Annotated in this window: 14 protein-coding genes; 3 read left to right on the forward strand and 11 right to left on the reverse strand. The window is 37.6% G+C overall.

Features of this window, described 5'->3' with window-relative positions:
* Positions 1-43: 43 nt before the first annotated feature.
* From glyA to QF044_RS13460, 11 genes are all read right to left on the reverse strand, one after another.
* A complete protein-coding gene (glyA, locus tag QF044_RS13410) occupies positions 44-1,309 on the reverse strand; it encodes a serine hydroxymethyltransferase (protein ID WP_307268129.1) in 1,266 nt (421 codons plus the stop codon).
* A 132-nt stretch (positions 1,310-1,441) separates the two neighbouring features.
* Positions 1,442-2,476: an ACR3 family arsenite efflux transporter gene (gene arsB / locus QF044_RS13415; protein WP_307268131.1), complete on the reverse strand. Its 1,035-nt coding sequence runs from the start codon at positions 2,474-2,476 to the stop codon at positions 1,442-1,444.
* Position 2,477: 1 nt separating this feature from the next.
* On the reverse strand, positions 2,478-3,089 hold the full coding sequence (locus QF044_RS13420; protein WP_307268134.1) for a protein-tyrosine-phosphatase: 612 nt from the start codon (positions 3,087-3,089) through the stop codon (positions 2,478-2,480).
* A 23-nt stretch (positions 3,090-3,112) separates the two neighbouring features.
* On the reverse strand, positions 3,113-3,586 hold the full coding sequence (locus QF044_RS13425) for a DUF6428 family protein (protein ID WP_307268137.1): 474 nt from the start codon (positions 3,584-3,586) through the stop codon (positions 3,113-3,115).
* Positions 3,587-3,642: 56 nt separating this feature from the next.
* Positions 3,643-3,969, reverse strand: a complete 327-nt coding sequence (locus tag QF044_RS13430) for a helix-turn-helix transcriptional regulator (protein ID WP_307268139.1) — start codon at positions 3,967-3,969, stop codon at positions 3,643-3,645.
* Between the two features lie 110 nt (positions 3,970-4,079).
* The gene (locus QF044_RS13435) at positions 4,080-4,979 is read right to left on the reverse strand and encodes an NAD(P)/FAD-dependent oxidoreductase (RefSeq protein WP_307268141.1); all 900 of its coding nucleotides are present in this window, start codon (positions 4,977-4,979) and stop codon (positions 4,080-4,082) included.
* A 207-nt stretch (positions 4,980-5,186) separates the two neighbouring features.
* On the reverse strand, positions 5,187-5,675 hold the full coding sequence (locus QF044_RS13440; protein WP_307268144.1) for a hypothetical protein: 489 nt from the start codon (positions 5,673-5,675) through the stop codon (positions 5,187-5,189).
* A gap of 198 nt (positions 5,676-5,873) precedes the next feature.
* Positions 5,874-7,067, reverse strand: a complete 1,194-nt coding sequence (locus QF044_RS13445; protein WP_307268147.1) for an efflux RND transporter periplasmic adaptor subunit — start codon at positions 7,065-7,067, stop codon at positions 5,874-5,876.
* A 113-nt stretch (positions 7,068-7,180) separates the two neighbouring features.
* The gene (locus tag QF044_RS13450; protein WP_307268150.1) at positions 7,181-8,452 is read right to left on the reverse strand and encodes an ABC transporter permease; all 1,272 of its coding nucleotides are present in this window, start codon (positions 8,450-8,452) and stop codon (positions 7,181-7,183) included.
* A 91-nt stretch (positions 8,453-8,543) separates the two neighbouring features.
* Positions 8,544-9,773, reverse strand: coding sequence for an ABC transporter permease (locus QF044_RS13455; RefSeq protein ID WP_307268152.1), 1,230 nt, complete (start codon positions 9,771-9,773; stop codon positions 8,544-8,546).
* A 91-nt stretch (positions 9,774-9,864) separates the two neighbouring features.
* Complete coding sequence (locus QF044_RS13460; RefSeq protein ID WP_034704703.1) at positions 9,865-10,554, reverse strand: ABC transporter ATP-binding protein; 690 nt, start codon at positions 10,552-10,554, stop codon at positions 9,865-9,867.
* A gap of 426 nt (positions 10,555-10,980) precedes the next feature.
* On the opposite strand from QF044_RS13460, the gene QF044_RS13465 reads away from it, so the two are divergent.
* From QF044_RS13465 to QF044_RS13475, 3 genes are all read left to right on the forward strand, one after another.
* Positions 10,981-11,955 (forward strand): ribonucleotide-diphosphate reductase subunit beta, encoded by a 975-nt coding sequence (locus QF044_RS13465; protein ID WP_307268154.1) that lies wholly within the window; start codon positions 10,981-10,983, stop codon positions 11,953-11,955.
* A 129-nt stretch (positions 11,956-12,084) separates the two neighbouring features.
* Positions 12,085-12,372, forward strand: a complete 288-nt coding sequence (locus QF044_RS13470) for a hypothetical protein (RefSeq protein WP_307268157.1) — start codon at positions 12,085-12,087, stop codon at positions 12,370-12,372.
* Positions 12,373-12,420: 48 nt separating this feature from the next.
* Positions 12,421-14,088 carry a ribonucleoside-diphosphate reductase subunit alpha gene (locus tag QF044_RS13475; protein WP_307272027.1) on the forward strand — a complete coding sequence of 556 codons (1,668 nt, stop codon included), beginning with the start codon at positions 12,421-12,423 and terminating at the stop codon, positions 14,086-14,088.
* Positions 14,089-14,422 lie beyond the last annotated feature (334 nt).

Here is a 14,422-nt window from a genome sequence, read left to right on the forward strand (position 1 = left end):
GGACAGATGCCCATTCTTTTTTATTATAATTTATTAGGTCAAATTAATAGTTAAAAAGCGCTTTACCCTCCATCAGTTCATTTACCTTCTTTCTTACTGAAGAGATAACTTCTTCATTTTTGATATTATCAACCACTTCAGAAATAAATCCTGCAATGGTATCCATATCGTTTTCTTTAAGACCTCTTGTTGTGATCGCTGCAGTACCCAGTCTGATACCGGAAGTAGTGAACGGCGATTTATCATCAAAAGGAACCATATTTTTGTTACAAGTAATATCTGCAAGCACTAACGCCTTTTCTGTTTCTTTTCCATTGACATTCTTATTCCTAAGATCTACCAACATCAGGTGGTTGTCTGTACCTCCACTTACAATGTCAAAACCTCTGTCGATCATCGCTTTGGATAATGCCTGAGCATTGGCTTTAACCTGTTTTGCATAGGTTTCAAATTTACTATCAATTGCTTCAGCAAAAGCGACAGCTTTACCGGCAATAACATGTTCCAACGGTCCGCCCTGAATTCCAGGGAACACAGCTCCATCCAATACCTGACTCATCATTTTGGTTTCCCCTTTTGGTGTTTTGTGACCATAGGTATTTTCAAAATCTTTACCCATCATGATCATTCCTCCTCTTGGACCTCTTAACGTCTTGTGGGTGGTGGTAGTCACTACATGACAGTGTTCAAATGGAGAGTTTAGCAGTCCTTTTGCCACTAAACCAGCCGGGTGAGCAATATCTGCCCAAAGTGTAGCTCCTATCTCATCCGCAACCTCTCTGAATTTAGCATAATCAAGATCTCTTGAGTAAGCTGAGAAACCTGCAATAAGCATTTTGGGTCTTTCTCTTAAAGCAACTTCTCTCATCTGATCATAATCAATAAGTCCGGTTTCTTTCTGAACACCATAAGAGACTACCTGATACTGAATTCCTGAGAAATTAACTCCTGAGCCATGAGTAAGGTGCCCTCCCATTGAAAGGTCCATTCCCATAATTTTGTCTCCCGCTTTCAAAACTGCAAGATAAACAGCAGCATTAGCCTGAGATCCTGAATGTGGCTGTACGTTAACATAGTCTACACCGAAAAGTTCTTTTGCTCTGTTGATGGCTAATGTTTCAACCTCATCTACTACTTCACAGCCTCCGTAATATCTTTTTCCGGGATATCCTTCAGCATATTTGTTGGTCAGTACACTTCCCATTGCTTTCATCACATTCTCAGAAACAAAGTTTTCTGATGCAATAAGCTCTAATCCATGGGATTGTCTTTGTCTCTCTTTTTCAATCAGGTCGAAAATAATGTCCATTTTACTTTTAGTTTTTGAAATTTTTCACCCCAAATGTACGGAATTTCCTGTAAGATTTCTTTATCCTAAAATCCGATTTTGGAATAAAATTTCAGGCATTAGGCAACAATTTACCATCAATGGTGACTTTTTTTACTTCAGTTTATAGCTTCTTTTTAAATACAAACTTGCTTTCACCAATAAGATCAATACGGGAACTTCTACCAAAGGGCCGATAACTCCTACAAAAGCCTGGGATGAATGAATTCCAAAAACAGCAATACTTACAGCAATAGCCAATTCAAAATTATTTCCTGTCGCTGTAAAAGCAATAGAAACATTTTTATCATAAGGGACCCTGAGCCATTTGTTTATTAAAAAACTGATAAAAAACATCAATACAAAATAAATGATCAGTGGAATTGCAATTTTTACAACATCCATAGGCAGTTCCAACATTTTACCTCCTTTTAAACTAAACATTAAGACAATCGTAAATAATAAGGCATATAAAGTAACCGGTGAGATGGCGGGAATGAATTTTTGACTGTACCATTCTTTTCCTTTGAACTTCGTGAGAAAATAACGGCTTAGAAAACCTGCTAAAAAAGGAATTCCCAGATAAATTAAAACGCTTTCCGTTACATCGCTGATGGGTACTGAAACATTAAAATTACCCAGTCCTAATTTTTGAGGAAGAATATTGATAAACAGCCATACCAGAAAACTATAGGATATGATTTGAAAAATACTATTTAAGGCGATCAGCAAGGCTGCATATTCCCGGTTTCCTTTTGCCAGATCATTCCAGACAATAACCATGGCAATACACCTTGCCAGGCCAATCAGGATAAGCCCTGTCATGAAATCGGGTTCATTTTTAAGAAAAATAACGGCTAAAACAAACATTAAGACAGGACCTACAATCCAATTTAATATTAATGAAACGGATATCACTTTTTTATCCCGCACCACCTGTGGCAATAAGCTGTAATCTACTTTCGCCAAAGGTGGATACATCATCAGGATTAATCCTATAGCTAAGGGGATATTGGTGGTCCCTGAAGAAAATGAATTGGTGATTACAGAGATGCCAGGAAAAAAATATCCCAAACCGACTCCAATGATCATGGCCAGAAAAATCCAAAGTGTTAAATACCGATCCAGAAATTTTAATTTGGTCTTCATTTTAATGATTTATTTGGGAAAAAACATAAAACATTTCGGCACCAATCTGCAGACTTCTTTCTCTGTATATCCTGGTTTGTTCAGGTGTGGCATTTGAAATTTTCGGATCTTCAAAGGTAACGGGAATACGTTTTTCTGCTCCTAAAATGAAGGGGCAATCTCCGTCGGCCTGTGAGCAGGTCATAATTGCAGCAAAGCCTGTACTTGGGTTGAAAATATTATCATATTTTTTAGAAAATGCAATGAGAGGTAAAGCATTTTCAGAGTACTTAACAGCATATACAGGGTTTTCACTGTTATTTAATTTCCAGATATGAAAACCGGCTTCCATTAATGTTTCAACAACTTTAGGAAATAAAGCCGTTGTTTCCGTACCTCCGGAATAACAGTGTATATCAGGAATTTTAAAATAGGCAGATGCAGTTTGTGCCCAGATTTGAGCAAGATGACTTCTCCTTGAATTATGGGTACAGATAAAATTAACAGATGCTGATTCCTGATTTCTTTTTTTCTGCTTTATAAAATCTATTAAGGGCTGCAGCATAGCTTTTCTTTCATCACTGATCTTCTGCAAAAGAATTTCTTCTATATGTTTTGTCAATTTAGGATACATTCCAGTCATTATAAAAGTTAATATTAGCAGCAGCCAGAACCTGGTGTACAGCCAGAACTCTGATTAGCTTTCAGCCCACTCAGGTTTATTTTTTGCTTTTCCGGAGGAATTCCACAGGCATCTGCCGCTAAACAGGCTGTCAGTTTGTTTTTTAAGACAAAGTTTTTACCGTTAAATTCCAGATCATATTTCCCAATGGTCTGATCCTGATATTCTACTTCAATTTCAAAATCCCCGATTCCCAGCTTCTCTTCTGACAGGTTGATGATATGCAACAATTTTCCGGGTTTAAGGCGGTGTTCATGATCATCAGCATTCCATAGCTGAAAATTTACACGCTCTTCTTTTCTGATAGTTCCTCCACAGTCGATGAAGTTTTTGATAACCATTCCTATTTCAGTAACATGGAAATGTTCCGGTACAAATTTTCCGTCTTCCAGCTGAAATTCCACATTCTCCAATCCTGGTAAAATGTTTTTAATGTCTGATAGTTTCATAGTTCAATATTTTAATTGTTATAATGCAATATTACGATGATTCAATTCAAAAAAATTTAGCAGCAATTCTGCTTTTTAACGGTGGAAATAATATTTAGGAAGAAAGCATTTAAAATTTCAAACGCTTTTTCATCGATACAGTAGCACACAGAATTGCCTTCAATATTTCCTTTGATCAGGCCTGCATTCTTTAATTCTTTCAGATGTTGTGAAACCGTGGGCTGCGCAAGGGGAAGTTCATTAACGATATCCCCGCATATGCATTCATTAACTTTCAGAAGATATTCAATGATGGCAATTCTTGCCGGATGCCCTAAAGCTTTAGCAATGACCGCAATTTTATTCTGCTCATCTGTAAAGAAATCTGTTTTTGTAGCGCCCATGACATTTATTTATATCGCAATATTACGATAATATATTTTAGCAACAAAATTTTTAACTAAAAATCCCCGCAGAAATTTCCGCAGGGACCGCACCAATTTATAATATATAATTAAAAACTTTCTTCTGCAAGCTCTTTATTGACAATAGCCCCGGTGAAATTTCCCTGGGCAACAGCATTGGCTACAGACCTCATCATGGTGACATTGTCACCGCAGGCAAAGACACCGGAAATATTGGTTTTATGCATAGGATCAATTTTGATAAAACCATGTTCGGTAAGCTCACAGCCGAGATCTCTGGAAGGGTTGACGTTCTGTTCAAATGGTATTTTAGCATACAGTACTTTTAAAGAGATTTCTTTTCCGTTTTTAAAGATGACTTTCCGGATATTCCCGTTTTCGTGCGTTATTTTTTCGATTTCATCTTCAACCAGAATGATATTATTTTGAGCCAGTTTGCTTTTCTGATCTTCTGAAAGAGTGGACACGCCGTTACTGAATATAAAAAGATCTTTCGTCAGGTTATACACCAGTTTTGAAAACTCAAAGGCCATATCACCATCTGAAAAAATTCCGGTCACTTCATTTTTCACTTCATAGCCATGGCAATATGGGCAATGCAGGACTGAAATCCCCCAGCATTCTGCAAACCCGGGAATATCCGGCATCATGTCTTTCACTCCTGATGCAAGAATCAGCTTTTTAGCGTAAAATTTTTCGCCGCCAGAGGTTTCTGTTTCAAATCCTTCATCTGTTTTTTTCAATTTTATGACGGTGCCTTCATGAAACTTCACGGTGTCATATGCTTCGACCTGTTTGCGGGCCAGATCAGCAATTTCTTTTGGTGCTTTTCCATCATGGGTAATAAAGTTATGTGAATGGGGTGTCTGCCAGTTGCATGGCTTCCCACTGTCGATGATCAGAATATTTCTTAATGATCTGCCTAATGCCATTCCTGCTGATAGTCCGGCATAGCTTCCGCCTATGATAATAACGTCAAAATTTTTCATTTTACTAAAATATTGGCTGTTAGTCTGTTTTCCTTTTAACTGTTCGCTTTCATACAAAGTTAAAATAAAATCTCATTAATGCAATAATGTTGCGTTAATATTTATCATGATAATGAAAAAATATAAAAAAACAGCTGATTTTAAACTTATTAGATTTAGAATCAGCTGTCAGCTATTATTTATTGTCGGATATGATCTGCGGATCAATTATTTTCGAAAAGTTTTATGGTGTAGTATTATTTCTGCTTTAATGTTGTCAATCTTTTCTGACCAAAAATTAATATATTCTCTTCTTTCAGGAAATTCTTTTTCTGTTTTACGTTGGCTATTGACTATATAGCTTTCATACTCGTTCAAAATATTTTTTAAATACTGCTCATAATCTGCAGGCTTTTGAGGAATATACCCAATTCCATCACAACCGCAGCTATGAAAACATCTTCCTATTCTAAAGAGTCCTTCTACAATTTTCCATTCTTTAACAGCTGTTTTCTTAGGTGCTTTAAAATCTTTTCCTAAGTCTGCCATTAGGTTTCCACATTCGGGACATTTGATCTGCCTTGATTTGATCTTTTTTGTGAGTTCATCCAGTTCTTCTTTTTTAGCTTTTGTAAAAACATCTCCCACATTCCTTATCGTTCCATCCGGTTGGTGATAGACTTTTTCTTTTTTTATTCTTGAAAGAATGTCATCCATATCGGCCTGTTTAAATGATTTTTTACATTTAAAACAAGTGTAATGGGATTTATATGTTTTTCGGGCATACCTGCACATGTCTTTATTTTAATACCAAATTTACCAATTCCATTTCAGAGATGAACAGCTCTTATTAATAAAAAATCCTGAGAAAAAATTCCCAGGATCTTACAGTTTAAATATAATAGTGATCGTTTACTATTTTTTCTTTTCTTTAAGCTCTTCTTTGTCTTTATCAGAAGGGTTCCATACTTTCACTTCAGAGTCTTTGGTTATTCCGGAAAGGATCTGCACATTGATTCCATCGCTGGCCCCTAGTTTTACATATACTTTCTTGAACTTCCCATCCGGCTGTTTCACTTCTACGAAAGGCGTGTCTTTACCATTTTTCTTTTCATACTGAACAAGCGATTCATCCAACAGCAGTGCATTTTTTTCAGACTTCAATACAATTTCACCGTTAGCTGAGAATCCTGCTCTGATGTATTCATTGTTAGGATTGGTTACATCCCCTTCTACCGGGAATTTGATGGTTCCTAAATTATCTTTCCCTTTTGGAGCAATCATTGTAAGTTTTCCGGGGAATGTTTTGTTTTGAAGGGCACCGATTACGATTTTCATATCCATTCCCTGCTTTAGTTTTCCTGCCTGAGCCTCATCTATTTCTCCCTGGAAGATCAGGGAATTAAGATCTGCAATAGAACAGATGGTTGTTCCAGCATTGAAAGAGTTAGCCTCAATTACCTGGCTTCCTACTTTTACGGGAACTTCAAGAACGGTACCTGCTGCTTTGGAGCGGATCTGCGTTGTTGCCAAGCCCTGAAGTTCAGGCGTAGCACCGGTTTTTACAATCTGTAATCTTTTTTGAGCCGTTGCCAATTGCTGATTGGCATTTCTGAGAGTCTGCTGCTGTGAAAAAAGCTGCTGCTGTGAGTTCAGATAATCCTGCTTAGAAATGACACCCTGATTATACAGTTTCTCCTGCATAGCAAACTGTTTCTGCATATTATCAACGTTCATTTTAGCATTATTGATCTGCAACTGTGAGTTTACCACTTCCTGCTGAGCATTGTTGACGTCAGCAATATTAGGAATGATTCTCACGGTAGCAATCAGCTGTCCCGCTGTTACCCTATCGCCTTCATCCACTAAAATTTTATCAATGATTCCCGCAATGTTCGGTTTGATCTCAATTTCTTCCTTGGGAACAATTTTTCCTGTGGCCATTACCTTGTCTTCCATGTTCTGGTAGCTTGGTTTTCTGGTCAGGAAAGCTTCACTTTCTTTAGAATTTGATTTCACGAGATACCCGATCCCGGAGAACAATGCCACTGCAAATAAAAGCCCCAGTACAATATAAATGGCTTTTTTCCAAGTGAATTTCTTTTTCATATATCTAGTTTATTTTTTACTATTAAAAGAAGAAAATTAATTAAAGGATTTAAATATTTCAAACTTTAAAATCCAGTCATTTTCAAATTATGTTGTTATTAATTATCACGTTATTACTCTGATCTCAGCGCTTCAATTGGTCTGATTTTTACGGCTCGCTGTGCCGGGATCATCCCGATAATCAGGCCGAGGATAACCATTACAGCCATGGCTCCAAATACGTTTCCGTAATTTACCGTCGGATTATAGAATGGGAAATCATCCTGACCTTGGGTTACTATATTTAAAATGATCAGAACAAAGATCCCACACATGAAACCGAGAATCCCCGAGGACAGTGTAATGACAACACTTTCCAACAGAATTTGATTTCTTACTTCTGCAGGCTTTGCTCCTAGCGCTCTTCTGATTCCAATTTCTTTTGTTCTTTCTTTTACAGTGATCAGAAGGATATTCGAGATGGCAATTACTCCGGCCAGAATAGTCAGCGTTCCTACAATAATAGTCAGAAGCTGCATCCCGGTAAGGAAGCCTGTGAGCTTTTTAAATTCTTTTCCCAGATTGAAGCTTCCAAAAGCATTGGTATCTTCGGGAGATACTTTATTTTTCGTTTTCAGCACCTGTTTTACATCTTCCTCTACTCCGTTCACATTAGCATTGGGCTTACTTACAATCGCAAACATGTCGATCTGTTCTCCGGCATTATACATTTTGGTATACGTTGAAAGCGGAATAAAAGCAGTCTGGTCATTTTCAAACCCCCCACCTTTTTTTACTCTGAAAACACCTATGACATTAAAAAATATCCCTTTTATATTGACCTGCTTTCCAACGGGATTTTCTTTTTTCTTGGCATCGAAAAAGTTTTTATAGATTTCTTCACCAATCACAACTACATTTTTATTTCCCTGGACATCAGCATCATTGATATAACGCCCGAAAATAAGTTTCTTTTCAGAGATTTTGTTACCCACAGAATAATCTCCTGTAAGAGAATAGGTGCCATTCTTACCGTTCCTTGACATGGATTCACCGGGGGTTCCGGTAAAGCTTCCTCTGGCATTTTGTGGCGAGATATAATCTATGGCAATCACTTTTCTTTTCAGCATATCCATATCAGATAACTGAAGATGAACTTCTCTTCCTTTAGGAAATCCTTCATAGGGAATAGAGGTTTTCTGAGCCCAAAGAAAAATAGAGTTGGTTGCAAATCCAGAAAATAGCTTATCAAAACCATTTTCCATCCCTTTTGCCGCTCCAAGAAGACTCACATACAAAAACATTCCCCAGCCTACACCAATCATGGTAAGGAACGTACGAAGCTTATTATTCCTCAGTGAATAATAAATTTCCTGCCAAGTATCTTTTTTAAATAAAATGTTCACTTCTTTGAGTTATAAGTTTATAATATATATAATGATGACTGATAATTGATCAATGATACTGTTCTAAGAATCAACATCTATTATCAAATCATTATTCTGTTCTTAACGCTTCTATCGGTTTAATTCTCGAAGCTCTATATGCCGGAACAAATCCTGCAATGAGCCCTGAAAATACGAGGGCAATAAATGCCATAAAAATGGTCACCCACCCCACACTCGGGCTTTTGATGAAATATTCTTCAAGACTGTCTCCTATTAAACTGAGCGCCAGAACTCCTACACCAACTCCTACAATACCTGAAACTACTGTTATCACAACACTTTCCTGCACAATTAGTGCTACAATACTTCTTGGTTTGGCACCGATAGCCTTACGGACACCGATCTCTTTGGTTCTTTCTTTAACGATATACACCATGATATTGCTGATCCCGATGATCCCCGCCAGTAATGTTCCCAGTCCGATAAACCCTACAATAATGGTTAATACAGCCATAAACTGGAAGGTTTCGTTCATGTTCTTGGCATTATTCCAGACGCGGACCCCGTTTTCATCGTCGGGAGCTACATTCTTCCTTGATTTTAACCTGTCTTTAAGTTCATCACCATATTTAATGGCTTCTTCCGGGGTTAGCTTTTCATTATAGGCAATATAAGCAGTGGATACTGTATCCGAGCCTTTTTTCATCTGCTGAAGTGTAGTAATGGGAACAGTAATGTGCCTCTCGTCCCAGTCCCCGCCATCATCAGAAAAAACACCTACTACTTTGAACATGGTTCCGTTGATATTCAGATCTTTCCCTACGGGGCTTCCGTTCTTGATCAGGTCACGCTGAACCATTCTTCCTATGACCGCTACATTTTGCTTTCTCTGGAGATCCATAGACGTCAGATAGCGTCCGTCCAGCATCTTTCTGTTTTCGATAATCTTCTCTCCCGGCTCTGCACCATTGATCTGGTAAGTGCCGCTTTCTTTACCATACTTCACCATTAAACTTGTAGTATATCTCGGGCTGGCATCACCTACTTTTCCTTTATCTGTATTGATCAGAAAATCGTAGTCGTCATTATTCATCGTGACTGTTCTGTCAGACTGAAGCCCTTTATAAGCCATGGTCGTTTTGCCGGTATAGATCGTGATAAGATTCTGTGCATCTCTTGCAAAGCCTGCTGTAAATGCATTCTGCAACCCCTTTCCTATTCCGAAAAGAACCACAAAAATAAACAGCCCCAAAGCCACCGTAAACCCCGAAAGCACTGTCCGCAATACATTACTGCGAATAGAACTGAATATTTCCTGCCAACGATCTAGGTCAAACATTTTTTATTGGTATTTAAAGATTGAAAAATTTAAAGATTAAGCTCTAAATTTTTCAAATTATCTCATTATCAAATTTTCAAATCAGCACATTCTACAAAACAATCTGCTTAATAAACTCATCACTTTCGATGATACCATCTTTCAGGATTACATTTCTTTTGGTTTGTGCAGCTACATCCGGCTCGTGGGTTACAACAATGATCGTTCTCCCTTCGTTATTGATGTCCTGAAGAAGTTTCATAATATCATGCGTTGTTTTGGAATCCAGAGCCCCGGTAGGCTCATCTGCCAGAACCACTTTAGGATCCGTAATCAGTGCTCGTGCGATAGCAACCCTTTGTTTCTGTCCTCCTGACAGTTCATTGGGTAAGTGACCTGCCCACTGTGCAAGACCAACTTTTTCCAGATATTCCAATGCCTTCTGGTTACGCTCTTTTCTCGGAACATTCTGATAGTATAAAGGAAGCGCTACATTTTCCAAAGCCGTTTTATAGCTGATCAGGTTGAAAGACTGAAATATAAAGCCCAGAAATTTACTTCTGTACTCTGCAGCTTTCACTTCAGAAAGGTGTTCGATAGGAACGTTATCCAGCTCATAAGTCCCTGAATCTTTTTCATCCAGAATACCGATGATATTAAGAAGGGTAGATTTTCCGGAACCGGAACTTCCCATAATAGAAACAAACTCGCCCTCGGAAATATTAAGATTAATTCCCTTAAGAACGTGAAGCTTGCTTTTGCCCGTATCGTATGACTTATGTAAATCCTGAATTACTAACATGAAGTGATGCTTGTTTTATACCCCAATAAGTAGATGATATTTTCAATTTGTTACAAGAACCATAATTTATTCTAAAATTTTATTGTTTAATAAATTTATCCTTTATTAAAAGCATATTACAAAACACTGTTTAACTGTAAGTCTGGTTTTCTATTTATTTTTTATCCTTAACCCTCTCTAAGCCATTATCAGTGCTGGTTTCATGTAAATGTGGAAAACTTTTCCAGTTAAAACTCAGCCAATTAGTATTTACCCCTTTCAAAATCAGTTCTTTTTTTCGAACTTTGTCATTAGTTCTTTACAAGAAACCTCCATTCACCAATGTGAATATGTTTTACATGTAAATACCAAACATACAATAAGTTAAGCATTGCTTGCAAGTTATCCACAGTGATGCAGATTATTTAATTTTAAAGCTATTTTAATATGGGAATTTTCGATAAGAGAGTAAGTTACAAGCCATTTGAATACCCTGAGGTTCTTCAGTTTGTAGAGGCGATCAACAAATCGTTCTGGGTGCATTCGGAAGTGGATTTTACTGCAGATGTTCAGGATTTTCATTCGCAGTTAGAGCCGCACGAAAAACACGCTGTGAAAAATGCACTGTTAGCCATTGCACAGATCGAGGTGTCTGTAAAGACATTCTGGGGAAACCTATACAACCACTTGCCAAAACCTGAATTAAACGGGCTTGGAGCTACTTTTGCAGAATGTGAGTTCCGCCACTCTGAAGCCTATTCCCGTTTGGTAGAGGTATTAGGATATAACGAAGAATTTGCCAATGTTATAGAAATTCCTGCCGTGAAAAAGAGAATTGATTTCCTTTCAAATGTCTTGAAACACGCCAATTCTACAACACCGAAAGAATATGTATCTTCTCTTTTATTATTCAGTATCCTGATTGAAAACGTATCCCTTTTCTCACAGTTTGCGATCATCCTTTCGTTCACAAGATTCAAAGGATTTATGAAGAATGTTTCCAATATCATTGCATGGACTTCTATTGATGAACAGATCCACGCCAATGCAGGAATCTACCTGATCAACAAAATCCGTGAGGAACAACCAGATCTATTAACAGATTCCGACATCGAAGACATCTATACATTGGTAGATCAGTCTATCGAACTGGAAGGGGAAATCTTAGACTGGATCTTTGAATTGGGAGAATTAAGTGTTTTCTCAAAAGAAGACCTACTGAACTTCATGAAATACCGTGTAGACGACAGTTTGAAGAAGATCAATATGGAAACCCGTTACAACATTACTCCTGAGCAGTACCGTCCAATGAAATGGTTTGAAGAAGAAGTGTTTGCTAATTCTATGGATGATTTCTTCGCCAAGAGACCAGTAGATTATACGAAGCACGATAAGAGTATTACAGCGAACGACTTGTTTTAATATAAGGAATGATGTGGCGCGAGCGAAGCGAGCGTCAAAACAGATAGTATTAGCAATATCATACTAAACATATCACAAGTAAAGAAAACTTCTTCATTCCTCGGAGTGCCAAAATTTCAAAGTACAACAATGATCAATGTAATCGTAACCTACACCGTAAAGCCTGAATATGTTTCAGAAAACAAAACCCATATTCAAAAGTTTCTGGATGATTTTAAAAATCTGGATCAGGAGACATTTGAGTATAAGGTGTATGTAAAAGAAGACGGAGTTACCTTTTTACATTATTCAAACTACATCAATGAAGAGGTTCAGCATGAGGTTTTAAATGTACCGTCTTTTAAGGAGTTTCAACGGTTAAGAGACGAAAGCGGACTGAACGGTACGCACAAAGTGGAAATATTACAATCAATATAAAAAACAACAAAATTCCGGAGCTTAAACACGGCTCCGGAATTCGAAAATATAACATCTATGGACGAACAAAATTCAAATATATGGTGGCTCAATGAAGAGTCTGAGCAAATGCTGAACAGAGGCTACCTGCTAAAAGGGGAAACTGTGGACGGAGCCATCGACAGAATTACTACTGCAGCTGCCAAAAAATTATACAAGCCGGAATTACAACCCGCTTTCAAAGAAATGATCACCAAAGGATGGATCAGTTTCTCTTCGCCGGTTTGGGCCAATATGGGAACCCAGAGAGGTCTTCCTATTTCTTGTTTCAATGTTCACATTCCGGACAGTATTGAAGGAATTACCCACAAAATGGGTGAAGTGATCATGCAGACGAAGATCGGAGGCGGAACTTCAGGATATTTTGGAGAGCTTAGAAACAGAGGAACTGCCGTGACGGATAACGGAAAATCTTCAGGAGCGGTTTCGTTCATGAAATTATTCGATACCGCGATGGATGTGGTTTCTCAGGGAGGCGTAAGAAGAGGTGCATTTGCTGCTTATCTGGATATCGACCATGGTGATATTGAAGAGTTCTTGTCCATCAAAGATATCGGAAGCCCAATCCAGAATTTGTTTACTGGAATTTGTGTTCCTGATTACTGGATGCAGGATATGATCGATGGGGATATGGATAAGCGTAAAATCTGGGCAAGAGTTCTTGAAAGCCGCCAGCAAAAAGGTCTTCCCTATATTTTCTTTACAGACAATGTTAACAGAAACAAGCCACAGGTTTATAAAGACTTGGGAATGCCTGTCAATGCAAGTAACCTTTGCTCTGAGATCATGCTTCCTTCTACCAGAGAAGAATCTTTCATCTGCTGTCTGTCTTCCATGAACCTGGAACTGTATGACGAATGGAAAGATACAGATGCCGTAAAACTGGCTGTGTATTTCCTGGATGCTGTTTTAACTGAATTTATCGAAAAAACAGAAGGAAACTACTACCTGCAGGGAGCGAGAAACTTCGCATTGCGTCACAGAGCGCTTGGATTGGGAGTTTTAGGATACCATTCTTATTTACAGAAAAATATGATCCCGTTTGAAAGTTTTGAAGCGACTCAGTTCAACGCAAGAGCTTTCAGACACATCAAGGAGCAGGCAGAAACTGCTTCAAGAGAATTAGCAAACATATATGGTGAACCGGAATTACTGAAAGGATACGGATTGAGAAATACCACGACCATGGCTATTGCCCCTACCACTTCAAGTTCTGCGATCCTGGGACAGACTTCTCCTGGTATTGAGCCGTTTGCTTCCAACTATTATAAAGCTGGTCTTGCCAAAGGAAACTTTATGCGTAAGAACAAGTATTTAGCCAAGTTATTAGAGGAAAAAGGTCTTGATAACGAGGAAACGTGGAGAACCATCATGCTGAATCACGGTTCTGTACAGCATTTAAAAGAACTTACAGAAGAAGAAAAGGCAGTATTCAAAACGTTTAAAGAGATCTCTCCAATGGAAATTATCTCTCAAGCTGCCCAAAGACAGCAATATATCGACCAGGCTCAGTCCCTGAACTTACAGATCCCTTCTACAATGCCTGTAAAAGACGTTAATTACCTTTATATCGAGGCATGGAAAAAAGGAGTAAAAACACTCTACTATCAAAGAAGTTCTTCTGTTTCTAAAGAGATGATGGTTAACTTTGTTAGCTGTTCTGCTTGTGAAGCATAATATTTTAAATAATAAACTTCAGTATATCAGTAAAGCACGCTTTTTAGCGTGCTTTTTTATTGTATTTTAAATTTAACAAAAATTTAACATTTAAGTTTCAAAAATGTTATTTCCCGTTAATCACTTATTAATACTCAAAATATTCAACACCTACTCTCCAAGTAGTGAATCAAGCCTTTCTATCCTGGCATTTTATTTGTAAAAAATAAATCAATTTATATACATTTGCTCAAAATTCACTAAATAAAGCCATTTTTGGTGAAAATATAAAACACAAAAATTTTGCAAATAATAAAAAAATAATGTTTTATTTTTTTATTTAAAGGAATTGATA

The organism is Chryseobacterium sp. W4I1 (assembly GCF_030816115.1).
Classification (GTDB): domain Bacteria; phylum Bacteroidota; class Bacteroidia; order Flavobacteriales; family Weeksellaceae; genus Chryseobacterium.